At 36.5% G+C, this 25,617-nt stretch carries 23 protein-coding genes, 2 tRNA genes and 2 pseudogenes; 5 read left to right on the forward strand and 22 right to left on the reverse strand.

All coding sequences use genetic code 11. The features are described 5' to 3' along the window. Window positions 1–2: 2 nt before the first annotated feature. From hemL to hemA, 6 genes are read right to left on the reverse strand one after another with little or no spacing between them, the layout of a single operon-like run. Window positions 3–1,292: a glutamate-1-semialdehyde 2,1-aminomutase gene (gene hemL, locus AC3WTA_RS09945; RefSeq protein ID WP_000712956.1), complete on the reverse strand. Its 1,290-nt coding sequence runs from the start codon at window positions 1,290–1,292 to the stop codon at window positions 3–5. Further along, a complete protein-coding gene (hemB, locus tag AC3WTA_RS09950; RefSeq protein ID WP_001087076.1) occupies window positions 1,292–2,281 on the reverse strand; it encodes a porphobilinogen synthase in 990 nt (329 codons plus the stop codon). The genes hemL and hemB overlap by 1 nt, the downstream gene beginning before the upstream one ends. A 20-nt stretch (window positions 2,282–2,301) precedes the next feature. Continuing rightward, window positions 2,302–3,054 carry a uroporphyrinogen-III synthase gene (gene hemD / locus AC3WTA_RS09955; protein ID WP_000992326.1) on the reverse strand — a complete coding sequence of 251 codons (753 nt, stop codon included), beginning with the start codon at window positions 3,052–3,054 and terminating at the stop codon, window positions 2,302–2,304. Between the two features lie 2 nt (window positions 3,055–3,056). After that, the gene (gene hemC / locus AC3WTA_RS09960) at window positions 3,057–3,986 is read right to left on the reverse strand and encodes a hydroxymethylbilane synthase (protein WP_001226427.1); all 930 of its coding nucleotides are present in this window, start codon (window positions 3,984–3,986) and stop codon (window positions 3,057–3,059) included. Between the two features lie 15 nt (window positions 3,987–4,001). After that, window positions 4,002–4,835: a cytochrome c biogenesis protein gene (locus AC3WTA_RS09965; protein ID WP_098819426.1), complete on the reverse strand. Its 834-nt coding sequence runs from the start codon at window positions 4,833–4,835 to the stop codon at window positions 4,002–4,004. A 17-nt stretch (window positions 4,836–4,852) separates the two neighbouring features. Further along, complete coding sequence (gene hemA, locus AC3WTA_RS09970; protein ID WP_000547843.1) at window positions 4,853–6,187, reverse strand: glutamyl-tRNA reductase; 1,335 nt, start codon at window positions 6,185–6,187, stop codon at window positions 4,853–4,855. A 415-nt stretch (window positions 6,188–6,602) separates the two neighbouring features. Here hemA and AC3WTA_RS09975 point away from each other — a divergent pair, with 415 nt between their 5' ends. Both AC3WTA_RS09975 and AC3WTA_RS09980 read left to right on the forward strand, forming a co-directional pair. Then, a complete protein-coding gene (locus tag AC3WTA_RS09975; RefSeq protein WP_000138543.1) occupies window positions 6,603–7,055 on the forward strand; it encodes a MarR family winged helix-turn-helix transcriptional regulator in 453 nt (150 codons plus the stop codon). 2 nt (window positions 7,056–7,057) lie between these two features. Continuing rightward, on the forward strand, window positions 7,058–7,474 hold the full coding sequence (locus tag AC3WTA_RS09980; RefSeq protein ID WP_000359787.1) for an organic hydroperoxide resistance protein: 417 nt from the start codon (window positions 7,058–7,060) through the stop codon (window positions 7,472–7,474). Window positions 7,475–7,510: 36 nt separating this feature from the next. Here AC3WTA_RS09980 and ysxC read toward each other — a convergent pair whose 3' ends face one another. From ysxC to AC3WTA_RS10015, 7 genes are all read right to left on the reverse strand, one after another. Then, entirely contained in the window at window positions 7,511–8,107 is a 597-nt protein-coding gene (ysxC, locus tag AC3WTA_RS09985; RefSeq protein ID WP_000869124.1) for a ribosome biogenesis GTP-binding protein YsxC, read from the reverse strand. Further along, on the reverse strand, window positions 8,104–10,434 hold the full coding sequence (gene lon / locus AC3WTA_RS09990; RefSeq protein ID WP_000097312.1) for an endopeptidase La: 2,331 nt from the start codon (window positions 10,432–10,434) through the stop codon (window positions 8,104–8,106). Before lon ends, ysxC begins: the two co-directional genes overlap by 4 nt. 184 nt (window positions 10,435–10,618) lie before the next feature. After that, on the reverse strand, window positions 10,619–12,289 hold the full coding sequence (lonB, locus tag AC3WTA_RS09995) for an ATP-dependent protease LonB (RefSeq protein ID WP_000119165.1): 1,671 nt from the start codon (window positions 12,287–12,289) through the stop codon (window positions 10,619–10,621). Between the two features lie 106 nt (window positions 12,290–12,395). Then, window positions 12,396–13,655 (reverse strand): ATP-dependent protease ATP-binding subunit ClpX, encoded by a 1,260-nt coding sequence (clpX, locus tag AC3WTA_RS10000; RefSeq protein WP_000472285.1) that lies wholly within the window; start codon window positions 13,653–13,655, stop codon window positions 12,396–12,398. A 264-nt stretch (window positions 13,656–13,919) separates the two neighbouring features. Then, the gene (gene tig, locus AC3WTA_RS10005) at window positions 13,920–15,197 is read right to left on the reverse strand and encodes a trigger factor (RefSeq protein WP_000729261.1); all 1,278 of its coding nucleotides are present in this window, start codon (window positions 15,195–15,197) and stop codon (window positions 13,920–13,922) included. Window positions 15,198–15,506: 309 nt separating this feature from the next. Further along, a complete protein-coding gene (locus AC3WTA_RS10010) occupies window positions 15,507–16,505 on the reverse strand; it encodes a hypothetical protein (RefSeq protein WP_000358261.1) in 999 nt (332 codons plus the stop codon). A gap of 198 nt (window positions 16,506–16,703) precedes the next feature. Then, window positions 16,704–16,952, reverse strand: coding sequence for a hypothetical protein (locus tag AC3WTA_RS10015; protein ID WP_001983650.1), 249 nt, complete (start codon window positions 16,950–16,952; stop codon window positions 16,704–16,706). A gap of 520 nt (window positions 16,953–17,472) precedes the next feature. On the opposite strand from AC3WTA_RS10015, the gene AC3WTA_RS10020 reads away from it, so the two are divergent. Next, window positions 17,473–18,087, forward strand: a complete 615-nt coding sequence (locus tag AC3WTA_RS10020) for a PH domain-containing protein (protein WP_000473874.1) — start codon at window positions 17,473–17,475, stop codon at window positions 18,085–18,087. A gap of 94 nt (window positions 18,088–18,181) precedes the next feature. Here AC3WTA_RS10020 and AC3WTA_RS10025 read toward each other — a convergent pair whose 3' ends face one another. The 3 genes and pseudogenes from AC3WTA_RS10025 to AC3WTA_RS10035 all read right to left on the reverse strand — a co-directional run bounded on the left by AC3WTA_RS10025 (window position 18,182) and on the right by AC3WTA_RS10035 (window position 21,361). Next, window positions 18,182–18,382 carry a hypothetical protein gene (locus AC3WTA_RS10025; RefSeq protein ID WP_000124457.1) on the reverse strand — a complete coding sequence of 67 codons (201 nt, stop codon included), beginning with the start codon at window positions 18,380–18,382 and terminating at the stop codon, window positions 18,182–18,184. Window positions 18,383–19,435: 1,053 nt separating this feature from the next. Further along, complete coding sequence (locus tag AC3WTA_RS10030; RefSeq protein WP_002096291.1) at window positions 19,436–19,855, reverse strand: Imm70 family immunity protein; 420 nt, start codon at window positions 19,853–19,855, stop codon at window positions 19,436–19,438. A gap of 5 nt (window positions 19,856–19,860) precedes the next feature. Next, a pseudogene (locus AC3WTA_RS10035) lies at window positions 19,861–21,361 on the reverse strand (T7SS effector LXG polymorphic toxin). 230 nt (window positions 21,362–21,591) lie between these two features. Between AC3WTA_RS10035 and AC3WTA_RS10040 the strand changes: the two are divergent. Together AC3WTA_RS10040 and AC3WTA_RS10045 are read left to right on the forward strand one after the other, a co-directional pair. Continuing rightward, on the forward strand, window positions 21,592–22,686 hold the full coding sequence (locus tag AC3WTA_RS10040) for a response regulator aspartate phosphatase (protein WP_000382782.1): 1,095 nt from the start codon (window positions 21,592–21,594) through the stop codon (window positions 22,684–22,686). Continuing rightward, window positions 22,683–22,805 (forward strand): hypothetical protein, encoded by a 123-nt coding sequence (locus AC3WTA_RS10045; RefSeq protein ID WP_000756801.1) that lies wholly within the window; start codon window positions 22,683–22,685, stop codon window positions 22,803–22,805. The genes AC3WTA_RS10040 and AC3WTA_RS10045 overlap by 4 nt, the downstream gene beginning before the upstream one ends. Window positions 22,806–23,025: 220 nt before the next feature. Here the strand turns inward: AC3WTA_RS10045 and AC3WTA_RS10050 are convergent. The 6 genes and pseudogenes from AC3WTA_RS10050 to rph all read right to left on the reverse strand — a co-directional run. Continuing rightward, window positions 23,026–23,283: pseudogene (locus tag AC3WTA_RS10050) on the reverse strand (hypothetical protein); the annotation flags it as partial. Between the two features lie 110 nt (window positions 23,284–23,393). Continuing rightward, window positions 23,394–23,467, reverse strand: a tRNA-Arg gene (locus AC3WTA_RS10055). Window position 23,468: 1 nt separating this feature from the next. Then, window positions 23,469–23,542: transfer RNA gene (locus AC3WTA_RS10060), tRNA-Gly, on the reverse strand. A 109-nt stretch (window positions 23,543–23,651) separates the two neighbouring features. Continuing rightward, window positions 23,652–24,155, reverse strand: coding sequence for a metallophosphoesterase (locus AC3WTA_RS10065; protein WP_000645515.1), 504 nt, complete (start codon window positions 24,153–24,155; stop codon window positions 23,652–23,654). Window positions 24,156–24,168: 13 nt separating this feature from the next. Next, window positions 24,169–24,777: an XTP/dITP diphosphatase gene (locus AC3WTA_RS10070; RefSeq protein WP_000815934.1), complete on the reverse strand. Its 609-nt coding sequence runs from the start codon at window positions 24,775–24,777 to the stop codon at window positions 24,169–24,171. A gap of 11 nt (window positions 24,778–24,788) precedes the next feature. Further along, window positions 24,789–25,526, reverse strand: a complete 738-nt coding sequence (gene rph, locus AC3WTA_RS10075; protein WP_001261774.1) for a ribonuclease PH — start codon at window positions 25,524–25,526, stop codon at window positions 24,789–24,791. Window positions 25,527–25,617: the final 91 nt, after the last annotated feature.

Consider the following 25,617-nt stretch of genomic DNA (forward strand, 5'->3'; position numbering starts at 1 on the left):
AATTAAGCTTTTAATTTTGACATTGCAATTTCAGCCGCTGCAATCGTCGCTTCAATATCTGCATCACTATGTGCTGTCGATAAGAATAGACCTTCGAATTGAGATGGTGGCAAGAATACACCTTGTTCTACCATTTCACGATAGTAAGCCGCAAAGAATTCTAAGTTTGAAGATTTTGCTGCATCGTAATTAATAACTTGTTCATCTGTAAAGAAGATACCAATCATAGAACCCGCACGGTTAATATGATGCGGAATGCCATGTTTTTCAGCCGCTTTACGTAAGCCAGCTTCTAACATTTCAGCTTTACGCTCAAATTCTACATATGATTCTGGCGTTAACTGTACTAACGTTTCATAACCTGCTGCCATTGCAAGTGGGTTACCTGATAAAGTACCTGCTTGGTAAATCGGTCCGCTCGGTGCAACTTGGCGCATAATTTCTGCTTTACCACCGTATGCTCCTACTGGTAAGCCACCACCGATTACTTTACCTAAACAAGTTAAATCAGGTGTTACACCGTAATAACCTTGTCCGCAATTATAAGCAACTCGGAATCCTGTCATGACTTCATCAAAAATAAGCAATGCACCATTTTGCTCTGTTACTTCACGAAGACCTTCTAAAAATCCTGGTTGCGGAGGAACAACACCCATATTTCCTGCTACTGGTTCTACAATTATACAAGCAATATCATCACCAAATTGTTCGAAGGCGTATTTCACACTTTCTAAATCGTTATACGCTACGGTAATCGTATTTTTCGCTACACCTTCTGGTACACCAGGGCTATCTGGTAAACCTAGCGTCGCCACACCAGAACCCGCTTTAATTAATAATGAATCACCATGACCGTGGTAACAACCGATGAATTTCAAAATTTTGTTACGACCTGTATAACCACGAGCTAAACGTAGCGCACTCATTGTCGCTTCTGTTCCAGAGTTAACCATACGTACAATCTCAATTGATGGTACGCGCTCAATAACAAGTTTCGCTAATTTATTCTCAATTTCCGTTGGGGCACCGAAGCTTGTTCCTCTTTCAGCAACAGATTTTAAAGCTTCAACAACACGATCATTCGCATGACCATGAATTAAAGGACCCCATGATAATACGTAATCGATGTATTCATTTCCATCGACATCATATACTTTAGAGCCTTTTCCGCGCTCCATAAACAACGGATTCATACCAACAGACTTAAAAGCACGAACGGGGCTATTTACGCCACCAGGCATTAAATCTTGCGCCTCTTCAAACGCCGCAATCGACTTATCAAACTTTTTCATTATTTAGCGCCTCCTTCTTGTAACCATCTTGCTGCATCTTTTGCATGATACGTAATAATTAAATCCGCTCCTGCACGTTTCATGCTAATTAATTTTTCAAGTACAACTTCTTTTTCATTAATCCAACCATTTTGCGCTGCTGCTTTAATCATCGAATATTCACCACTTACGTTATAAGCAACTACTGGTAAATTAAAGTTATTTTTCACATCACGAACGATATCTAAGTAAGAAAGAGCTGGCTTTACAATTAAGAAATCTGCCCCTTCCATTACATCTGATTCTGCTTCACGGAATGCTTCCATACGGTTCGCTGGATCCATTTGATATGTTTTACGATCACCAAATTGCGGGGCACCGTGCGCCGCATCACGGAATGGTCCGTAAAATGCTGATGAATATTTCACAGCGTACGACATTACTGGTACGTGTCCAAAACCATTTTCATCTAATGCATGGCGAATTGCTGTTACGAATCCGTCCATCATGTTTGATGGCGCAATAATGTCCGCTCCTGCTTTCGCTTGGCTTACAGCTGTTTTCGCAAGAACTGCAAGAGACTCGTCATTTAAAATAATACCATCTTCAATTACACCGCAATGACCATGGCTTGTGAATTGACATAAACATGTATCTGCAACTACTACTAGCTCAGGGAATTCACCTTTAATTTGCTTAATTGCACGTTGCACAATTCCATGATCACAATATGCTGATGATCCAACTTCATCTTTTTCAGCAGGTAAACCAAATACAATAACAGAACGAATACCTAAATCAACAACCTCTTGCATTTCAGCTTGCAATAAATCTAAAGACATTTGATATACGCCTGGCATAGAAGGCACTTCATTACGAACATTTTCTCCTTCTAATACAAAAATAGGGTAAATAAAATCTTCCGTATGTAAAAACGTTTCACGCACAAGCGCACGCATATTACCGCTTTGTCTTAAGCGACGATGACGATTAAATTGTAAAGAGTTCATAGATTTCTATCCCCATTCTTTTATTTTATAGATTCACAAATGCATTGTAGTAATGCTTCTACAGTGTACTCTTTCGGTATAATAACATGTGGAAAATAAAGGATCGCCTCTTTTTCCGTAATAGGCCCTATACAAGCAATTGTACAGTTTTTTGTCCATTCTCTCCAGTTTGTACCCTCAAGTAAACGAACAAAACTAGTAACAGTTGAAGGGCTTGTAAATGTAATAATGTCTACTTTTCCTACTTCTAACGCTACTATAAGCTCTTGCCTTTTCCCTACATTCTCTTTCGTACCATATACGATTAGCTCATCTAGAGAAACACCAATTTCGCGAAGTGCAACTGGAATTACATCTCTTGCTAAATTCCCTTTCGGAAATAAAATGCACTCGTTTCCACTTAGTCTTTTTACAAACTCTTCTGCAAATACTTCTGCAACAAATGAAGTTGGAACGAAGTCCACTTGATAGCCCCGCTTTTCTAACTCTAACCTTGTTTTCACGCCTACTGCAGCAATTTTAGTCTTTGCGGGTAGCTTCTTTGTCAAACTATCTAGAAAAAAAGCTACCCCATTTTTACTCGTAAAAATAACCCAGTCATACGAATGCAGCTGTCCTGCTATATGTTGAATTTGCCTATGAGCCATACCTTCCATACGCAAAAGCGGAATTTCCAATGGAATTCCGCTCTTTTCTTTCACCGCTACACTCATTTGTTTCGCTTGATGCTGGGCACGTGTAATTAATACCGTTTTGCCAGCGAGAGCGTTCATATTTATTGTTGCCCCTTATTTGCAGCAAGAATGAGTTCTTTGGCGCCTTGTTTAATTAAACGGTCCGCAGCCTCTAATCCTACTTCCTCTGGATTAGTTCCTACTACTGTCTCTTTCAATAAAATAGAACCGTCCATAGAACCGACAAGAGCTGTTAATTCGATTGCATCATTTTCTGTAAGAGTTGCATATCCAGCGATTGGAACTTGGCAGCCACCTTCAAGTTTATGAAGAAATACTCGTTCTGCCGCCACTGTTCTTTCTGTTACTGCATCATTCATATGCGCTAACAACTGTAGTAAATCCTTATCATCCTCACGGCATTCAATCGCTAATGCACCTTGTCCTACAGCAGGTACACATAACGTCTCATCTAAATGTTCTGTAATAACTTCATTATCCCAGCCCATTCTTTGTAATCCAGCTGTTGCTAAAATGATTGCATCGTAATCTTCTTCTTGTAATTTACGTAAACGTGTATCGATATTTCCTCGAATCCACTTCACTTGTAAATCTGGTCTCGCAGCTAATAATTGTGCACTGCGTCTTAAGCTACTCGTACCTAAAATAGCGCCTTCTGCTAACTCTTTAAACGATGCTCCGCTTTTTGAGATAAAAGCATCACGAGGGTCAACACGCTTCGGTGTACAACCAATCATTAATCCTTCTGGAAGTACGGCCGGCATATCTTTCATACTATGTACAGCCATATCAATTTCTTTCGTAAGTAACGCATGTTCAATCTCTTTAACAAACAAGCCTTTTCCGCCTACTTTTGAAAGAGTAACATCTAAAATAACATCACCTTTTGTGACGATTTCTTTCACTTCAAATTCATATGGTAAACCTAGTGCTTTTAACTGATCAATAAACCAGTTTGTTTGCGTTAATGCTAATTTACTCTTTCGTGACCCTACAATAATTTTGCGCATAATTCTCTCTCCTCATTATAAATACCAAAAGTGGAAGTTGGATAAACTGCTTAATAGAAAAATATTGATTAGCATTACGAGAAATGCTCCGATGTTCCACTGCACGATTTTCTTCCCTTGCAACACATCTGCCACTCGTAAATATAGGCCAGCACAATATACAAATAGAACGACAAAAGACCCAATCACTTTCGTATCATACCAATGGAAATTGTCCAATTTCGTATATCCCCATATGCATCCTAATAAAATAGCTAGTAAGAAAAATGGAACAGAAAATAAATTTAATCCGTAAGACATCGATTCTAACTTCGGTAAATTCCCTAACCTTCTTAATCTCGCATTCCATTTTTTCTTTTTTAATAGGCGATATTGCAATAAATACATAATAGAAAAAATGAACGATACAGTGAAAGTTGCATAAGAAATAATAGCCATACCGACATGTACATATACAAGTTCTGAAACTAATTGCTCTGCCAGTACCGGCGACATCTTTCCGAGCGGTGTAAAAATAGAAAAAGCGCTTACGCCAAATGCGACAACATTTGTAAAAAAGACTAAAAAGTCAATTCTCATAAATCGATTAATGACTAACGACATCGTAATCAATAGCCAAACATAAAAATAAATCCCTGATAATAAAGTTAATATAGGGTTCGTTTCTGAATCTGTAGCCCTGAGTAACATAAAGATAGACTGCAGAACCCATACAATCGAAAGTAACCAAAAAGCAAATCGGTTCGCCTTTCGGTTACTTTGGAAATAATCTATAAAATATAAACTAATGCTACAAGCATATAAAATAATTGCAATATGATAAATAATACTGTTATTAAAAAAACTCATCCGATCATCCTTCCAAATTATAAAGATGGAACGGATGGTGTCCACGCTCTTTTATGTTCTACTTCTTCCGCACAACTCTCTACATCTTCCATTTCCAAGTCAAAAATCTTTGCAAATAACGCTAATTTTTCGTCTGCTCCCTTTTCAGCGGCTATCTCTTTCGCTACTAAAATTGGGTCTTTCAATAATTGATTAATAATACTTTTCGTATGCTTACTAATTACTTTTCTCTCACGATCACTAAGATTCGGTATTTTTCGTTCCAAGCTTTCCATCGTTTCACTTTGGATAGCAAGTGCCTTATCACGAAGAGCTGCTATTAACGGAACAACACCAAGTGTACTTAACCACGTTTTAAATAAAACAATTTCCTCTTCAATCATAAATTGAATTTTCTCTGCTTCTTTCAAACGCTCAGCACGATTTGCTTCCACTACTCCTTGCAAATCATCAATGTCATATAAGAAAGAACCTTCTAGTTCATCAATCGCTGGATCAATATCACGTGGCACTGCAATATCCACCATAAATAACGGACGACCAGAGCGCATTTTCTCTACCTTTGTCATCATCTCTTTCGTAATAACATATTCAGATGCACCAGTTGAACTAATTAAAATATCTGCTTCTAATAATGCACATTGCAATTCACTTAAAGGCTTTGCATGTCCCATATATTTCTCAGCCATTACTTCCGCTTTCGTAAACGTCCTATTCATGACTGTTACTTTTCGAGCACCGCTTCCATATAAGTTTTGCAGTGCCAGTTCACCCATCTTACCAGCACCAAGAATAAGCACATGACAATCTGTTAACTCACCAAATATTTTCTTTCCGAGCTCAACAGCAGCATAACTAACAGACATCGCACTTTCACCAATCGTCGTTTCTGAGTGCGCACGTTTCGCTAACGTAACCACCTGCTTAAACAACTCATTAAAAATTGTGCCTGTCGCTTTTACTTGTTGCGCTTCTAAAAAGCTATCTTTTATTTGGCCTAAAATCTGTGTTTCTCCAACTACCATAGAATCTAAACCGCACGTCACGCGGAATAAATGATCTATTGCACCGTCTTGTTCAAAAATAGTTAAATATGGTGCGACTTCTTCTATTTCAAACTGAAACCAATCAGCTAAAAACTTCTTAATATAATACCGTCCCGTGTGTAATTGATCGACAACAGCGTAAATCTCAGTGCGATTACAAGTTGATACAATGACATTCTCTAACACGCTCTTTTGATTTTGTAATGTAGTCATTGCTTGCTCTAGCTCTGCTGCCTGAAATGTGAGTTTCTCACGAAATTCTACAGGGGCTGTTCGATAATTTACACTAACAACAAGAATATGCACGCAGCATGTCCCCCTTCACCCGTTTTATCACTTTATCTACTATCATAATACAACTTTCCTCTTATGAATCTGACAATCGTGTGAACAACCGATTATTTTTTATTTATTCTCCGTATGTAATAAAGGAGATTCAGTAAAACTAATAAAGATTTTCTACTTTATAATGATTATAAATTAATAACTCTATTTGTACGTTACCAAAAAAAGCCCTCATAATCAAGTGATGGAAACTATTCCATATGAATTATAACATCATCTTTCCTATCTTCTTTCATCATGAAGGAAAATATGTATGATTGTTCCAAATTGTAGCACAAACTTTCTCAATACAATGTATTTGACATTGTATTTCTTTTTCGTTATATTGGTTTTACAAAATTAAATTGTGCACAACTTAATTAGGGAGGAGTTATGTATGACAGAGAATTCTTTACATCTAGATAACCAACTTTGTTTTTCTATTTACGCCTGTTCTAAAGAAGTTACCCGCTTTTATCGACCATATTTAGAAGAGATGGGTATTACGTATCCCCAGTACATTACTTTACTCGTACTATGGGAGCAAGATGGACTAACAGTAAAAGAAATTGGAGAACGTCTATTTTTAGATTCCGGTACGTTAACACCTATGTTAAAACGAATGGAATCATTAAAACTTGTAAAACGCGTTCGTTCCAAAGAAGATGAGCGCAAAGTTTGTATTAAATTAACAGAACAAGGTAAAGATTTAAAAGAAAAGGCTTGTTCATTGCCGACAACAATGGCAACAAATTTAGGAATTACAGAACAAGAATATCGTTCTTTATTAATTCAATTAAATAAACTAATTGAAACAATGAAAACAATTAATGATAGAAAAGGGGAATAAACATGGATAAATTATATACTGCTTCAGTAACTGCTACAGGTGGAAGAAACGGAAGAGTAATTTCAGATGATGGCATATTAAATCTTGATGTAAAAATGCCGAAAGCACTAGGTGGTGCAGGCGGAGAGGCAACGAATCCAGAACAACTATTTGCTGCTGGTTATGCCGCTTGTTTTGATAGTGCATTACAACTTGTCATTCGTACAAAACGTGTGAAAGTAGAAAGTACAGAAGTAACTGCTCACGTTTCTATCGGAAAAGATACAGATGGTGGTTTCGGCCTATCTGCTGTACTTGATGTACACGTTGCTGGCGTCTCTCATGCCGAAGCACAAGAACTTGTAGAAGCCGCTCACGGTGTATGTCCTTATTCGAAAGCAACAAGAGGTAATATCGAGGTTACATTAAACGTAAGATAAAAAAATTTAGTAAATAAAAAAAACGCGCGACATTCGTCACGCGTTTTTTGTTTTTGTCATTCTATGAATTGCCTTCCACGCTTCTTCTTTTCCAAGTCCTGTTTCAGAAGAGAATAGAACGATTTCATCGCCAATTTCAACAGCAAGCGTTTCTTTTACAACTTTTAAATGCTTTTGCCATTTCCCTTTCGGAATTTTATCGGCTTTCGTCGCAATAATAATTGTTGGGATTTCATAATGTTTTAAGAAATCATACATCATCACGTCATCATTTGTTGGTTGGTGACGTAAATCAACTACTAATACAGCTGCGTCTAATTGCTCACGCGTTGTAAAGTAAGTCTCAATCATCTTGCCCCATGCTGCGCGCTCTGTTTTAGATACTTTCGCATATCCATAACCTGGAACGTCAACAAAATGCATCATCTCATTGATTAAGAAAAAGTTCAACGTTTGCGTTTTCCCTGGTTTAGAAGAAATACGTACTAACTTTTTACGATTTAAAATTTTATTAATAAAGGAAGACTTCCCGACATTTGAACGACCTGCTAATGCAATTTCTGGTAAATCACTGTCTGGATATTGTTCTGGTTTAACAGCACTAATTACAATATCTGCTTTTGTTACTTTCATTGTTTCACTCCTACTAATGCGTGCTCCAATACTTCATCTAAATGAGATGCAAGCACAAACGTAAGGTTTTCTTTTACGCTTTCTGGAATATCATCTAAATCTTTCTCGTTTTCTGCTGGCAAAATAATTTTTGTTAAGCCTGCGCGGTGAGCACTTAATGTTTTTTCTTTTAAACCACCAATTGGTAATACACGACCACGAAGTGTAATTTCACCTGTCATCCCCACTTCTTTACTTACAGGAATACCTGTTAGCGCAGAAATAAGTGCCGTTGCCATCGTAATACCTGCTGACGGTCCATCTTTTGGAACTGCTCCTTCTGGAACATGAATATGAATATCATTTTTCTCATGGAAATTCGGATCAATCTGAAGCTCTTCTGCACGAGAACGAATATAGCTAAACGCTGCTTGTGCGGATTCTTTCATAACATCCCCAAGTTTACCCGTTAAAATTAATTTCCCTTTACCTGGCGCTACAGACACTTCAATCGCAAGTGTATCACCGCCTGCTGCTGTATACGCTAACCCTGTTGCCATACCAACTTGGTCTGTTTTTTCGGCTTGCCCATAACGGAATATGTGCTTACCAAGTAGATCAACAATGTTTTTCTCTGTTACTACAATGCGCTTGCGTTCTGCTGTAACGATAATTTTTGCTGCTTTACGACAAACTTTTGCGATTTGACGCTCTAGTGTACGAACACCAGCCTCACGTGTATAATAACGAATAATTTCAAGAAGTGCTTCATCACGTACTTGTAAATTACCTTTTCGTAAGCCATGCTCTTTTAATTGTTTCGGCAATAAATGTTCACGGGCAATGTGAACTTTTTCAAGTTCTGTATAGCCAGCAATCGAAATAATTTCCATACGGTCAAGCAACGGACCTGGAACACTTGAAAGTGTATTCGCAGTTGCTACAAACATAACTTTCGATAGATCATACGGTTCTTCAATGTAATGATCACTGAAGTTATGGTTTTGTTCTGGGTCTAACACTTCAAGTAATGCCGCTGATGGATCTCCACGGAAGTCGTTAGACATTTTATCAATCTCATCTAATAAAAAGACTGGATTAACTGTTTTCGCCTTTTTCATACCTTGAATAATGCGTCCTGGCATCGCTCCAACGTACGTACGACGGTGACCACGGATTTCCGATTCATCACGTACACCACCAAGGGATACACGGACAAAATTACGATTTAATGATGTTGCAATCGAACGCGCTAACGAAGTTTTCCCGACCCCAGGAGGTCCTACTAAGCAAAGGATAGGTCCTTTTAATGAATTCGTTAACTTCTGTACAGCTAAATATTCGAGTACGCGCTCTTTCACTTTCTCAAGACCGTAATGATCTTTGTTCAAAATCTCTTCAGAATGAGCAAGATCAATCATATCTTCTGTCGCTTCTGTCCATGGAAGTGCTAATAACCAATCCATATAATTGCGAATAACACCGCTCTCCGCAGAACTTGCTGGTAACTTTTCATAACGGTCTAATTCTTTCAGTGCGGCCTTCATTGTTTCTTCAGGCATCCCCGACTGTTCAATTTTCTCACGAAGTTCTTCAACTTCCCCGCCCTTACCTTCTTTATCACCAAGTTCAGTTTGAATCGCCTTCATTTGCTCACGTAAGAAATACTCTTTTTGCGTGCGCTCCATTGAACGTTTCACTTTTTGTCCAATTTTCTTTTCTAAACTAAGTAACTCTTGTTCATCTTGAATAATTGAAATAAGTGTATGTAATCGTTCCTTCACAGATACAATCTCTAAGATTTCTTGTTTCTGCTTCGTTTTAATCGGCAAGTGAGAAGCTATTAAATCAGCTAATCTTCCTGGCTCTTCTACATCAGCTACCGTTGCAAATGTTTCATTTGAAACTTTTTTCGAAACTTTAATATATTGTTCGAAATGCTCGAGTAATGTACGCATAAGAGCTTTCTCTTCTAGATCATCTTCCACTTCTTCAGTTACCGTTTTGATAGAAACCTGCACTACATTCTCTTCTTCGATAAACTCTACTACTTCAGCTCTATGTAAACCTTCTACAAGGACACGAAGCGTACCGTTCGGCAATTTTAACATTTGCTTCACTTTCGCCACTGTACCTACACTATATATGTCATCTTCTTTCGGATCATCGATATTCATTTCTTTTTGCATCGCTAAAAAGATGATATTTTCATCCATTGCCGCCTGCTCTAGTGCTTGTATCGATTTATCACGTCCTACATCAAGATGCAGAACCATCGTTGGATATACGAGAACGCCTCTTAATGGTAGGAGGGGTACGATTCTTTCATTCGTATTCATACTAGACATAGCACCTCCATAATAAATTAAACTCCTGTTCAACTATTTTATATTACAATACATCTAGATGCAATTGCAGAGATTTTCCGCAATTGTAAATCTCTCGTTTTTTCTCCCTTTTAAAAAGGAAAAGAGACTCCGCTTAAGCATACAAACTTAAACGAAGTCTGGCAAATTTTATTATCATTCATTCTCACATTGATTGTGCATCTGTTTCGTCTACAGTAGTATGTATATCAAGGTCTCGATGCATATTTTCCTGCATAAATGTTAGCTCAAATACTTCTTTTAACTTACGAACAGGAATGATTTCAATTCCTTTTATTGTATACAAAAACGGTTGCATGTTTTCAGCAGGAATGATGACTTTCTTAGCACCTGCTTTTTTCGCGGCTTTTATTTTTGCGTACACACCACCAATAGGTTTCACTTCCCCGTGTATACTTATCTCACCGGTCATCGCTACTTCATTACTCACATACGTACGATGCACTGCTGAATATACACCTGTTGCCATAGCAATACCTGCCGAAGGCCCATCAATTGGGATACCACCTGGAAAATTAATATGTATATCGTACCCTTCTGGCAATACATCTAGAGAACGAAGTACTGTTAATACATTATCTACAGAACCTTTCGCCATACTTTTACGGCGAATGGATTTCGTTTGACTACCAATACTTTCCTCTTCCACAATCCCGGTAACATTTACGGATCCTTTATCTTTCGCCTTGATTGCTGTTACTTCAATTTCTAATAACGCGCCTGTATTTGGTCCGTATACAGCAAGTCCATTTACAAGACCGATTCTCGGAATAGGATAAATACGTTTTTCATATTTCGGTGTAAGTTGACTAGAGTGAACAACCCACTCTATATCTTCATCTTTAATGAAAGAACGTTCTTCATTTATTGCCATACCAGCAGAAATTTGTACAAGGTTAATCGCTTCTCGTCCATTTCTTGCATACATCCCGATCATTTCAATACCATTTTTACCTATTTGCATTTCCACTTTATCAGCTGCATTCTTCGCTACTTTTTGAATCTCTTCTGTATCTAACTCACGGAAAAACACTTCTAAACAGCGTGACCGAATAGCAGGAGGAATCTCCTCTGGCGAACGTGTCGTCGCCCCAACTAAGCGAAAATCGGCTGGCAAACCTTTTTGAAAAATATCATGTATATACGTTGGAATCATCGAATTTTCTTCACTATAGTACGCACTTTCCAAAAATACTTTCCGATCTTCTAACACCTTTAACATTTTGTTCATTTGAATTGGATGTAATTCACCAATCTCATCAATGAACAAAATACCACCATGCGCATCTGTTACAGCCCCTTTTTTCGGCTGTGGGATACCCGCTTGCCCCATCGCACCTGCCCCTTGATAAATCGGATCATGGACTGAACCAATTAATGGGTCTGCAATACCACGTTCATCAAATCTTGCTGTCGTCGCATCAAGTTCGATAAATGTTGCATTCGTACGAAATGGAGATTTCGGATTGCGTTTCGCTTCTTCCAATACAAGACGTGCTGCCGCTGTCTTCCCGACACCTGGCGGACCATATATAATTACATGTTGCGGATTCGGACCACAAAGAGCCGCTTTTAACGACTTAATCCCGTCCTCTTGCCCTACAATATCTAAAAAGGATGTAGGACGTACCTTCTCCGCAAGCGGCTCTGTTAAAGAAATCTCACGCATTTTACGAAGCTGTTCTAATTCTTTTTTCGATTCTCGATCAATTGAAACTTTTTGTGTTCGCTGATTTCGAAGTAAATGCCAAAAATACAATCCGACAATTACACCAAAAACAAGTTGAACAAGTAAAAATATATTTGTCCAGCTCATAATTTATTTCCTCCCGCAATATTTTATCATTTAGTATTTCCGCGGAGGAACATAGCTAAACATAAAGAAAAACAGCAATTATAAAAATTGCTGTTTCTTCTTCGCACTATGCAGATGTTTTTGTATCAAGTACAGTACCGTCTTGTAACACCAATTTCGGCGGTTCATTATCAGCTACTGTTTCTTTCGTCAAAATACACTTCTCGATATCTTTGCGAGATGGAAGTTCGAACATTACATCAAGCATTAAGCCTTCAATAATAGAACGAAGTCCACGAGCACCTGTTTTACGTTCAATTGCTTTTTTCGCAATCTCAACTAGTGCACCTTCTTCAAACTCTAACTCAACATCGTCAAGCTCCAATAATTTTTGGAATTGCTTAACAAGTGCATTTTTCGGTTTCGTTAAAATATCTACAAGAGCATCTTCATCAAGCGGCTCTAGGTTCGCAATAACTGGAAGACGACCGATAAACTCCGGAATTAAACCGAATCTTAAAAGATCCTCTGGTAAAACGTGAGATAAAACATGCTTCTCATTTACATCAGCATTTTTCTTCTCAGCACCAAATCCAATTACTTTCTCACCAAGGCGACGTTTAATAATTGGCTCAATGCCATCAAACGCTCCACCACAAATGAATAGGATGTTCGTTGTATCAATTTGAATGAACTCTTGATGCGGATGCTTACGACCACCTTGAGGTGGAACGCTCGCTACAGTACCTTCTAAAATTTTCAGAAGTGCCTGCTGTACACCTTCACCAGATACATCACGTGTAATTGATGGATTTTCGGACTTACGTGCCACTTTATCAATCTCATCAATATAAATGATTCCTTTTTCCGCTTTCTCTACATCATAATCAGCTGCTTGGATTAATTTTAGTAAGATGTTTTCTACATCTTCCCCTACATATCCAGCTTCTGTTAAAGATGTTGCGTCCGCGATTGCAAATGGAACATTTAAAATACGCGCTAATGTTTGTGCCAATAATGTTTTACCACTACCAGTTGGCCCAATAAGTGAAATATTACTCTTCGCTAATTCTACATCATCAATTTTACTGTTAGAATTAATACGTTTGTAATGGTTATATACCGCTACCGCTAGTGCTTTTTTCGCGTTATCTTGTCCGATGACATACTCATCTAAGATTTCACGAATTTCTACCGGTTTCGGTACATCTTTGAATTCTACTTCTTCGTCCTTCGCAAGCTCCTCTTGTACAATTTCAGTACAAAGTTCGATACACTCGTCACAAATGTAAACACCTGGACCTGCAACTAACTTTCGAACTTGCGTTTGTGTTTTACCACAGAAAGAACATTTTAATTGACCTTTTTCATCATTAAATTTAAACATATTTTCACACCCCTTACAAAGTGCTAACCTCTTGCCTTCGTATGTACACGATAAATGTATCGTATGTAAATACATATTATGTCACTACGTGGCGAGAAATACAAATAATATGACTAGTTATGTACAAATAAAAAAATTTTAAAACTTTTGAAATATGTATATTCGACTTGTAAAGGAAGTTTTCCTTCTTCATCGAAAAGTTTTATAAATATATTTCTATATTTATAAAACAAGGCACGATTAAAATCGCGCCTTGTTATTTTATTATGCAGCGTTGTCTACTAAGAAGTCTACAGCTTTACGCACTTTAAGGTCTTCAGATAAAGCGTCTACGCTTCCAAGAGCTTGCTTGATAGCGTCTACTGGCATACCGTACATTTCAGCCATTTTTTCAACTTCTGCAGTTACTTCTTCTTCAGTAACTTCGATGTTTTCAGCTTCAATGATAGCTTCAAGAACAAGATTGATTCTTACGCGTTTTTGAGCGTCTTCTTTCATTTGCTCTTTTAACTTGTCAGCGTCAGTACCTGTGAATTGGTAGTAAAGCTCAAGGTTCATACCTTGTTGGCTTAAACGTTGCTCGAATTCACGAACCATACGATCTAACTCAGTGTCGATCATAGCTTCTGGAATCTCGATTTCAGCGTTAGCAGCAGCTAATTCTACTACTTCGTCACGCACTTTGTGCTCAGCTTCGTGCTTTTTGCCTTCTTCTAAGTTTGTACGAAGTTTTGTTTTTAATTCATCAAGAGTTGCAACTTCTTCGTCAGCTTCTTTAGCGAACTCGTCGTTTAACTCAGGAAGTTCTTTTGTTTTGATTTCGTGAATTGTTACTTTGAATGTAGCTGGTTTACCAGCTAATTCAGCAGCGTGGTACTCTTCTGGGAATGATACTTCAACTTCTTTAGAATCACCAGATTTAAGACCAATTACTTGCTCTTCGAAACCAGGGATGAAAGTACCAGAACCGATTGCAAGAGAATAGTTTTCGCCTTTTCCGCCTTCAAATGCTTCGCCATCAACGAAACCTTCGAAGTCGATTACAGCTGTATCACCGTTTTCAACAGTTCCTTCTTCTTTAACAACTAGTTCAGCTTGACGCTCTTGTAAAGATTTTAATTCGTTCTCTACATCTTCGTCAGTTACAGTTGTTTCAACTTTTTCTACTGCTAAACCTTTGTACTCACCTAATTTAACTTCAGGTTTCACTGTAACTTTTGCAGTGAAGATAAGGTTAGCATTTTTTTCGAACTTCTCGATGTTGATTTCAGGATGATCAACTGGGAAGATACCAGCTTCATCGATCGCTTCACCGTATGCTTTTGGTAAGATGATATCTAAAGCATCTTGGTATAAAGATTCGATACCAAAGCGTTGTTCGAATAACGGACGAGGCATTTTCCCTTTACGGAAACCTGGTACGTTGATTGTTTGTACTACTTTTTTGAACGCAGCGTCGATAGAGTTGTTTACTTCTTTAGCATCAACTTCGATTGTTAAAACGCCTACGTTACCTTCTAATTTTTCCCATTTTGCAGCCATTTATTCTTTCCCTCCAACTATAATAATGTATGCACATACCTCTATAGATTAAAATCTTCATTATCTCTTTTTTGAAATAACAAAAGTACAAATAATCCTCTAGCAAAAGCTTTCAGATATAATGTTCCAATCTACTAATTGTCTAAAAGACAACTACGGTATATTTTGTTCGAGAATAATATGAAACATATTAAGTAAGAGAATTACACTTCTCTTCTCTTACAAACAGGCAGATTTCTGCCTTTTGCAACCCTTACATTATAACATAGAATATGCTCGTTTCAAGAACCGAACGATTCTTTTTCATAATTATACGGGCAAATATCCTTCTCTTTCAACACGTAATAACCATTGATAGGCAATATGAAACTCTTCTAATTCAATATTATACGCTGTCATAAGCTCTTCTTCATCAATAGTCAATCCGAAACGCTTTCTTCCAATTCTCTCTAAAACAGCAGCCCAAATCTCCACTTTATCCATTAATAGAGCGAATGGGAAAACGCTAATTCGCAATTCTTTCCAATATGTAACCATAGCATCAAATATATCGGGATAATTTTGCTCTAATCGGCTTGATAGTGTATGTATAATGTTATCGGATTGCTCCTCATTATGACCTGTAAATGCTGGAATCACCTTGATTGTATTCCCAAACTTTTCCACCTCTATCTCTTCTTCTATTTGATTTTCTATCATTTTATATAAAATAGAAGTTTTCAAATAAGGGTGCTGTTTTTCGTCTATTAAAAATTTCTTTAAAATAGGTAATGCAAGATCCAAGTCTTTTAACGAAAGTTGCTGAATCGCTCTTAGCTTTTGTCCAAAGTTTTCTCCAAACATTTCATTAGTAAACTCATCCAATTCAAAATTCGAATCGACTAGTGACGTATCTACTTCACTTAACATACCTTCTGCAAATAAAGCGAGCTGTGCTAATTTTTCCTTTTGCTCAGGCATTACATCTTTCGTTTGCAAAACCTTTTCAACGATTTCAATGACACCTTCATAATCATTTGTTTGAACTAAAATCGTCACATATGTTTCAAGAATATCACCAAATAATACAGCTCCTGTTTCAAGTAACTGTTCACATTTGTCTTTCGCTTCTTCCATATGTTTTAATTCTAACAAACAAATAACAGAAGCGAGTTCCGTTTGTTCCGTTTCTGCATTATACTGACGTAATATTTCAAAGCAGCGCAATGCATCTTCGAATTTCCGCTCTTTCAGTGCTAAAAAACCTTCATCAATATATCGCTCTGATAGTTGTGGAAACAATACGACCGTATTTTCTTTTTTATCCATACGTCCGCCTCTTTTTCTAGATTTTAATTATCTTTAAAGTAAATAATATCAAATGAGTAATAAGAACACAACATCCCAAAACCCTTTGTTTGAAATATGAAAATATTTAATTTTTATATTTCAATATAAACAAATCCTTACTAAAAATTAAAAATGTGCAAATAAAAATCCTCAGCAATTAAAGCAGAGGATTCATCATTAATGGAAAGCTTTTATAATAGTGGGGTATATAACAAGGGTAATAATTTGGAGAACAATAATTGCCATAACAATCATGCTAAAATAGAAGATTGGTTTACTTCGCTTCATTAAAAACATAATAATAAGCATCGTACAAGCAAACAAACTTAAGAAGAACAAACTCGTTGTCGAACTAAGTATACCACTCGGGACAAAGAACAATAACACTACACTACAAGTACCTATAATTCCAAATAACCATTCCATTCATTCACTCATTCCCTTTCCCTCTCATGGCAGTTTTTTTTACTAAGCGATTAAATGTTTTACAACATCAACTACATACGTTAATTTCTCATACGCTACAAATCCAAAAGCAACTGTTAAACCCGTTACGATTAACCCTTTCATCATTTCTTCCTCCTCGTTTTATCGTTGTTACCTTCATTATAGAGGATTAGCAATTTGTTACCATCGAACTTCCTTACAGTTACCTTACAGAATTGTAAGATTTCAAAATGGATAGAAAAAAACCTCATATTACTTGAGAGGTTTTCACGGAATTTCTCTATAATTATTTGCAAAATTAACTTTTTTCTCTTGATTATTTTTCGGAGAATCCACTCTTAAACTAATAGATTTACTAAATAACTTAGGGTTGAAATAATCATTCGTTACTTTTCTTAACTTACCTTCAAATGTTTTTAATTATATGAAAACACTTTATTGAAATCGTGTTAATATATTTTTATACAATTAAGAATTTAATTTACAAGGGGGATTCTATATGTTTAAGAAAATGGCTGCAGATGTATTAGGACTAAGCGATGTAGGTTCTGTCATCACACCGAAAGATTACGATAAAGTTGATGCTGATGATTACGTGATGCATGAAGATGGGGAGAAAATTTATTTTCTAATTAAATCAAAATCAGATGAATATTGTTTCACAAACAAAGGATTACTCCACCTAGATGGTACAAGTGCGACAAGTAAAAAACGCACACTACGCCGCTTTAGCTATAGTAAATATCAAATTAAAAATGTAGCACTTGAAACTGCGGGAACAATTGATTTAGATGTAGAAATTAAGTTTCAAATGGGAGATGAGCATTATTCAATTGATGTTCATAAAAAACATATTGAAGAATTAAAAGATTTATATAAGGCTTTACTTAAAATAGAAGAAATTTCATACGACAACGATATTACATTGCAGTATGCACATAAAAGTCTAGATATGGCATCTAACGCTTTCAGCCGTATTTCAAACGCACAAGTAAATTTAGCAGAACAATTTAAAGAAATGAACGAGATCGCCTTTAACTGGCTCGTTGATACGAAGAAACAATATAACGTGAAAGATTATGGTTTTGTCTTTGACAAATTTATTAATAACTAATTTAAAACAAACAAAAAACCTTGTTATCAAAAGATATCAAGGTTTTTTTAACGTCCCAGGAGAGGTTCGAACTCTCGGCCCGCTCATTTTCGTACTATTTTATATATTTTGATCGCAGTCTTAATATATCTTCTCCTTCACGAATGCCTGCCGATCCCTTCCTCACATTTTTTATGACAGTCCAATCTGGGTTAGTTTCATCACCGATGTTCTGTACTGTAAAGTTGCCATCACCATATTTCCGGTGACCTTCTGCCAATTTCTCCGTTAAATCATTCTCATTTGATCTCGCCATCTTTGCGCCATCTCCCTTTTTTATACAACCTTCTTAAACTGTCCAACCAATCACAAGTCCAGTCAATTGGAGATTCTCGTTTTCCGCTTCTATTAATTGTAACACACTGTCGGGGATAAATTCCGATAACGGTGCTCAATCTTACTAGAATGGTAAAAAGTTTTATAACATTCTAAGTGAACAATTGGGATAATACAGATATGGATTTAAGTTCCTTCATAAGCCTATTGATTCTTTAAATTAAACAAGAGAAATAGGGCGCATAAATGGCGCTCTTTTCTTAATGCACTTTAATCTGTTGTATATAATAATTATCATATGTTACTTTATATTTTTTACACCTCTTGCGCATACATCAATTTTTTTAGCGTCCCAGGAGAGATTCGAACTCCCGATCCGTCTTTAACCAAAATATACAAACACTAGTATAATCTGTTTGTTGAATCGTTCATTTTTTCGATCAACTGACCATTTGTTAAAATTCTACTTTTTGCTTCTTTTACATCTTCCCAACTTAATTTTTTTAAAGGACCAATCCTTCATACGTAAAGGATATTTTGTCCCTCAACCTTCAGGTTCTGTATGGTAAGACATCGTTAAAAAAAGCTGTGTAATAAATCAAGATGATCTACTTCATAAAAAATAACATCTCCCCCAAAATCCTACTATCATCTCCAATTCCCTCTCTTTATATCCCCTATGCGTCTTGTACGAAGTTCTACATACCAATCATTTAGCAATTTTGTAATCTGTTCATTGTTCTTAGTTCGTTCCAATAGCGTAGAGTAAACCCTATTGAGATAAAAAACAATTATTAAGAATAAAGGCTTCGTAATATCTCATATAACTTGTCTCAAATATCTTAACGTTGTAAATCCTCATTCTCGGGACGCTACCTCTAATATAATTTGAATGAATAAAAATGATAGATTAATTATTTTTAGATAAAATATCGAATATTTTATCTATTTTTATTGGAGTAAAATAGATACCAATCCACTCCCTTTTTCAAAACAAAAACACCTCAGAATTTTTCCAAGGTATCTAAGGAAATTATTTACCTAACTTCTCAACTTTCACATCTGATTTGCAATCCTCCGACTCCTTTAGGGCATTTTTTAACAAAGTAAGAAAGTCTGTCCCTTGAATAGAATGGTAGTTTGCTAAGTTAGTTATTTTAGAAGGAATTTTATCTCCCCAAGGTGGTCTTTTAGTTAAGTCCTCAATATCCCATATTACCTCTGATGGAGGTATTTCACTCAATGTTTCTCTGATTTCTTCTACATTTTTCAAAGCCTCAGGGACATCTTGCCACTTTAATTTATCAAAATATAAGTCTTTCATTAGTAGAGGATATTTAGTTCCCCATCCCTCAGGTTCAGTATGATAAGAGATTGTTGAGAAAAAGCTGTGTAAAAAGTCAGGGTGTCCTGCCTCATAGAAAAATATGTCTACAGAAAATCCAACTGCCATTTTCATCAGTCCTTTTTAATAAATTTTATTTCAGGTAATGTATTAGCTTTTTTATGTATTTCTGCTCTAATTTCCCTCAGAATGTCACTAGAAACAGTTTGTCCTCTTGTATCTATAATGATAGTTTGCTTTGTGCCTTCAGGCAAGTGAATGGCTCTATCATTTACTTGTTTAACAATTGTATTTACTAAATTAGTTCTCCTTGATTTAGTGGACAAGTCATAATTTTTCACTTCTATACTATGACCCTCTATATAAAAATCAGGTCTAGTACTACCTTTTGTGTATTTAGAAACTACCTCTCTATCCTTAAAAGCAACTTGGTCATCATAATCAGGATGTATCCCACCAATCTCATTTTCAGACTCTCTCCATGAAGGTCTAGCAAACATGAAATAGCTACTTAAATAATTTCCCCAGTGTCCTGATGATGGCAATGTACTAAGTATAGCTTCGCCAGTTAAACCACCACCTGCAAAAGCAGGTTGTAAACGTGGTGGAAAAGCTTCAGTTACTTTGTACATGTTTGCTCCTCTAGCAAGTTTAAAAGCCTTATCAAGACCTTTCCCACCAAGTAACCCTAGACCGACTGATGTTACTAAATAAGAACCCCAGCGGAATCCACTTTCGACATCTCCATGCCAAACGTCATTCATAAAAGAATCCGAGAAAGCGTTCCACATAGCAGGAAGAGTCTCATCATAATTGACAACAGCACCCCACATGTCTGACCATGTTTCACCGTCACCTAACGCTTTAAATCCTTCCCAAGCATCTCCAACACCTTTTCCTGCACCATCATAAAGACCATCCCAAGCTTTCTCTAAATCAGATTTTGGTTTGCCACACATTGCACCTTCTTCAATTGAATTATCAGCCTGACGATTCCTATCTTCTGCAATCGCTTGAATAGAAGCCACCCACTCCATATTTAATTCTTTCGTACTAAATGTACCACTTGCAGGACTAAATCCTTTTCCACTTTGTACTTCTGCAAGACCTGTTGCAATACTAGCGGCTAGTTGAAGTGCTGTTGCGTAATTATTACTAGACGTTCGATTAAATTCATATAGATGTTCTAATTTTTCCTGAATTTTACGCCGCATCTCAATAAAAAGATTTACCATAGCTTCCATGCCCGAGATTGGCATAGCTTGATTGAGTGCTTCTGTACTTGTCATTCTGTCAATCTCTCGAATTTGTTCTAACAATTCTTGTTCAACTATATCTGTGGAAGCGACTTGTGATTGAAATTGATTTGGAAAGGCATCATTCTGACGGATTAATTCTTCACATAAATAAATGATTCCTTGTGCTAAAGGACGAAAAGTTTCTGCGAAGAATGCTTTTGCACTATCGTAAGTTTGCCCTTGTAGAACAGGTATCGCTTGTAAAAGCATCAATCGACTGAATGGCTTGTTCCATACCTTGAATGGTAGCGGAACATACAGCGTTTATGCTATGAGTTTGGCTTTGTACTTCTCCCAAATACATATTTAAACTCATGCATTGCCCCTCCTTCTTTATAAAGTATTTTATAAGAAAATTATACCATGTCTTGTTATTTCACTGTGCCAAATATTTGAAATTACTAACAGGGAGAATGAATGCAATTAGTTACATAATTGAAAATAAAATTGTTACACAAATGTTGAGAAATATTGAAATTCAATTTCCATCAAATTCTATTCTTGCTATTATTATTTATAAGAATATTCAAAAAGGGAGGGGATTTCATGGACGTTCTAATAAAGGGGAATGGACAAATTTCAAAACTACTTAACGAATGGTATCAAGAAATACGTTCACGTAATATAGATAATGCCCATTGTTTAAAAGAAGAAATTAATTCTATCATTCACACTAACGAAGCAGACCCAAAATTGTTACTCTACTATTACCTTTTAGATTTCGGTTATAAATATTTAGTGGATAATTTAAGCATTTCAAAAAATAGCTTTGATAAAATTGAATCTTTTAATATTCCCACAGATAACTTTTTATCTTACTACTACCATTTTTATAAGGCTATTCATTCTAACGCAATCGGTAATTATAGCCTTGCTAAAGAACATTATGATAAAGCAGCAATTTTACTTAAACACATTCCTGATGAACTTGAAAAAGCAGAATTTCATTATAACTTAGCAACATATCATTATCATATTTATCAAGCACTTTTAGCCATTAAGCATGGTACAAAAGCTAGGGACATATTTTCTAAACATGAAAGCTATGAATTAAAAACAGCCTATTGCGATAATTTATTAGGATTAGCTTGTACGCATTTAAGAGAATTTGAACTGGCTGAAGAATACTTTGTTACTGCAATGAACACATTCCAAAAGCAAAAAAATGAGAAAGCAATCTTACTAGTTCGTCATAATTTAGGCTTAATGTATGCGAGTCAAAATCTCTCTATTTCGGCAATTCGATACCTTTCAGAAGTTGTTGAAAAGAAACCTCATAATTATAAAGCTATTTTTGTTAAAGCCAAGGAACACGTCAAGCTAGGTGAAGAAGAAATTGCATCTCAACTCATTGAAAAAGGTTTAACTATCTGCAATGAATTAGGAAATCAAGAATATCAATACCGCTTTACAATTCTAAGAAAAATAAATAAAAAAGTTACTGCCGAAAAATTAGAACAAGCTATGCTAGCAGGAATGAACTACTTTAAAAACGAAAGATTATGGGAGTATGTTCAAGAATACACGGAAGCAGTAGCAGTCCAATTTCATAACGAAGGAAACTTTGAACAAGGAAGTAAATATTTCTATTTAAGTTATGAAGCTAAAAAAGAAATTTTTAAAAAGGAGGCGTTAAAGTGAAGAAAGTATTATTAGGAATGCTATTGATTACAATTGTAACGATAGGCACACATACTTCAGTTAACACTCAAACAGCTATTAATATTATACAAGGTTTAGCTGATGGTGATACAGGTTGATTTATTAAAAACATAGGACGCTTACCTATTCTTAGGACAGCGTTCTTTTTTATCTAACTTTAACTTTGAAAGGATTGAACAACGAAAATGTTTGACGGACTAACAATAGAGACAACAGGCAAATTTACACCTGCATTGACTACAATTATAGCCACCTTACTTATACCAGCTGTATTATATAGTGTTAATAAACTTGTAATAGCGGCAACAACTAAGGAAGTTGGTAAATATGAATAACGTTTAATTCTTCTAAGTATTGCGTATCTGTTACGTGTAAATAGTAGTCATTTATCGTGCGCTCACGTAAGCCTGTCGCCTTCATTTGACATACAACTATTTCGAGGACTTTCTCGATTGTTAAATTAAATTTATAACGATCCTCTGCGGATACTTTCTTTCGCTGATTGCTTTTCAATCTATCGCCAAAAACATTCGATAAGTCCTCACTAATCGTTAATGAATCACGTCTTTTTGACATAAAAAAATAAGCCCCCTAACTCGTTAGCGACCGCACATTGTACGATTCAACTTACGAATTAGAGAGCTTATATATTGCGGACTTTGACGTCACCGCAAAGGTTTCATTAGCGTCCCAGGAGAGATTCGAACTCCCGACCGTACGCTTAGAAGGCGTATGCTCTATCCGGCTGAGCTACTGGGACATGGAGCGGGTGAAGAGAATCGAACTCTCGACCAGAGCTTGGAAGGCTCTTGTTTTACCACTAAACTACACCCGCATATGTTATTTTATTTTTCTTCGTTAGCGCCGTTGCCCTATCGACAATATTTATTATATGTATAACCATACATAAAGTCAACACCTTTTTTAAAAGAGGATAATTTTTCTTATCCTCTTTTAAAAACTGCTTGTTCAACTAGTTGTCCGTCTAATGTTTCAAAACGAACTTCCATTTGATTTTCATCCATTTCTAATAAAGCAAATGTCTTTTCTACACGCTGACGTGGTAATAAAATGCTGCCTGGATTAATAAATAAAACGCCGTCGATTAATTCTGCACCTAATACGTGAGAGTGTCCGAAGCATGCAACTTGCGCCCCTACCTCTTCTGCGTGGTACGCTAATGTTTGTAATGTCATTTTCACGTTATGACGATGTCCGTGCACAACTACGAAACGAATGCCATCTACATCAGTTACAATTTCGTCTTGAAAGTTAGCATAATCACAGTTCCCTTTTACAACATGGAAACCTTGCAGCTCTTCATGAGCAGGCGTTAGCTCTGAATCACCGCAATGAATCATGACATCTACTTTTCCTTCATATTTCTCTTTCAACTGCTGTAATTCCTTCACAGAGCTATGACTATCGCTTACGATTAAAGCTTTCATCAATCTCTCTCCCTTATTCTCCTAAAAACCATTCTGGGATTTTTTCTTCTAATTTACGAAGAGCACGTCCGCGGTGGCTAATGGCATTTTTCTCATCCGAGCTTAGTTCCGCCATCGCTTTTTTATATTCTTCCACATAAAAAATCGGATCATATCCAAAGCCGTTTTCTCCGCGGCGCTGTTCTAAAATATACCCTTCGCACGTCCCGTTTACAATAACAGGCTTTTTATCACCTTCAGGGAAAGCCACTGCTAATGCACAGTAGAAGCGAGCTTTACGCTTATCAAACGCTACATCATTTAATTCTTGTAACACTTTATCAATATTCGCTTGATCATCTTTCGGCTCTCCAGCAAAACGAGCTGAATACACGCCTGGTTTTCCATTTAAAGCATCTACAATAAGACCTGAATCATCTGCGATTACGATCGCATTCAGCTGTCTACTCAGACTATCCGCTTTTAAGATCGCATTTTCTTCAAATGTTTCACCAGTTTCTTCGACTTCTTCAATATGAGGAAAATCGTGTAATGATTTTACTTCTAAATCAAATCGCTCAAATAACTCAGCAAATTCACGTACTTTCCCCATATTTTTTGTCGCTACAACAACTTGTTTCATACTTTCCACCTCTACTCTATATGAGATACGATGTCACCTAACGCTTCTTTTTGCATGTCAATCAGTTGGAAGATGCCTTGTTCCGCAGCATCAAGCAATTCATTTAACTGCGCTCTGCTAAACGTCGCTTCTTCTCCAGTTCCTTGCACTTCAACAAACTGGCCTTTTCCAGTCATAATCACGTTCATATCAACGTCTGCTTTAGAATCTTCTACATAGTTTAAATCTAAAACAACACCTTGCTCTTCAACAATTCCTACTGACGTTGCTGCTAAATAATCTTTTACTGGAATTTTAGATACTTTTTCTGCTTGTAATAACTTCTCGAACGCTAATACCATTGCTACATATGCACCTGTAATAGAAGCAGTTCTCGTTCCACCATCCGCTTGAATAACATCACAATCGATCCAAACTGTTCTTTCACCAAGTGCTTCTAGGTCAACTACCGCACGTAAAGCTCGTCCAATTAAGCGCTGGATTTCCATTGTACGTCCTGTTACTTTCCCTTTACTTGATTCCCTAATTGTACGTTGTTCTGTTGCACGTGGAATCATCGCATATTCAGCTGTTACCCAGCCCTTTCCTTCTCCACGCATAAACGGTGGGACACGCTCTTCAATTGTCGCTGAGCAAATTACCTTTGTATCCCCAACTTCAATTAATACTGACCCTTCTGGATTTTTTAAATAATTCGTATGAATATGTATATGGCGTAATTCTGTTTTCTCTCTACCATCTACTCGCATAAAAATAACCTCCTCATAACTACTTGTTAGTATAGCCAAATTTAAATGTATGATATGTATACAATAAAAGAAGGGGAACCAAAAAAGCAAT

The sequence above is a fragment of the Bacillus sp. EB106-07-01-XG149 genome, assembly GCF_058791555.1.

Excerpts from the sequence above, each read along its gene's own strand:
- ysxC (WP_000869124.1), bottom strand. The coding sequence starts at position 8,107 with ATGAAAGTAACAAAAGCAGATATTGTAATTAGTGCTGTTAAACCAGAA.
- AC3WTA_RS10070 (WP_000815934.1), bottom strand. The coding sequence starts at position 24,777 with ATGAAACAAGTTGTTGTAGCGACAAAAAATATGGGGAAAGTACGTGAA.
- hemL (WP_000712956.1), bottom strand. The coding sequence starts at position 1,292 with ATGAAAAAGTTTGATAAGTCGATTGCGGCGTTTGAAGAGGCGCAAGAT.
- hemB (WP_001087076.1), bottom strand. The coding sequence starts at position 2,281 with ATGAACTCTTTACAATTTAATCGTCATCGTCGCTTAAGACAAAGCGGT.
- lon (WP_000097312.1), bottom strand. The coding sequence starts at position 10,434 with ATGTCTAGTATGAATACGAATGAAAGAATCGTACCCCTCCTACCATTA.
- hemD (WP_000992326.1), bottom strand. The coding sequence starts at position 3,054 with ATGAACGCTCTCGCTGGCAAAACGGTATTAATTACACGTGCCCAGCAT.
- AC3WTA_RS10065 (WP_000645515.1), bottom strand. The coding sequence starts at position 24,155 with ATGAAAGCTTTAATCGTAAGCGATAGTCATAGCTCTGTGAAGGAATTA.
- AC3WTA_RS10015 (WP_001983650.1), bottom strand. The coding sequence starts at position 16,952 with ATGGAATGGTTATTTGGAATTATAGGTACTTGTAGTGTAGTGTTATTG.
- clpX (WP_000472285.1), bottom strand. The coding sequence starts at position 13,655 with ATGTTTAAATTTAATGATGAAAAAGGTCAATTAAAATGTTCTTTCTGT.
- hemC (WP_001226427.1), bottom strand. The coding sequence starts at position 3,986 with ATGCGCAAAATTATTGTAGGGTCACGAAAGAGTAAATTAGCATTAACG.
- AC3WTA_RS09980 (WP_000359787.1), top strand. The coding sequence starts at position 7,058 with ATGGATAAATTATATACTGCTTCAGTAACTGCTACAGGTGGAAGAAAC.
- AC3WTA_RS10020 (WP_000473874.1), top strand. The coding sequence starts at position 17,473 with ATGTTTAAGAAAATGGCTGCAGATGTATTAGGACTAAGCGATGTAGGT.
- AC3WTA_RS10030 (WP_002096291.1), bottom strand. The coding sequence starts at position 19,855 with ATGGCAGTTGGATTTTCTGTAGACATATTTTTCTATGAGGCAGGACAC.
- AC3WTA_RS10025 (WP_000124457.1), bottom strand. The coding sequence starts at position 18,382 with ATGGCGAGATCAAATGAGAATGATTTAACGGAGAAATTGGCAGAAGGT.
- AC3WTA_RS10010 (WP_000358261.1), bottom strand. The coding sequence starts at position 16,505 with ATGGATAAAAAAGAAAATACGGTCGTATTGTTTCCACAACTATCAGAG.
- AC3WTA_RS10040 (WP_000382782.1), top strand. The coding sequence starts at position 21,592 with ATGGACGTTCTAATAAAGGGGAATGGACAAATTTCAAAACTACTTAAC.
- rph (WP_001261774.1), bottom strand. The coding sequence starts at position 25,526 with ATGCGAGTAGATGGTAGAGAGAAAACAGAATTACGCCATATACATATT.
- AC3WTA_RS09965 (WP_098819426.1), bottom strand. The coding sequence starts at position 4,835 with ATGAGTTTTTTTAATAACAGTATTATTTATCATATTGCAATTATTTTA.
- tig (WP_000729261.1), bottom strand. The coding sequence starts at position 15,197 with ATGGCTGCAAAATGGGAAAAATTAGAAGGTAACGTAGGCGTTTTAACA.
- lonB (WP_000119165.1), bottom strand. The coding sequence starts at position 12,289 with ATGAGCTGGACAAATATATTTTTACTTGTTCAACTTGTTTTTGGTGTA.
- AC3WTA_RS09975 (WP_000138543.1), top strand. The coding sequence starts at position 6,603 with ATGACAGAGAATTCTTTACATCTAGATAACCAACTTTGTTTTTCTATT.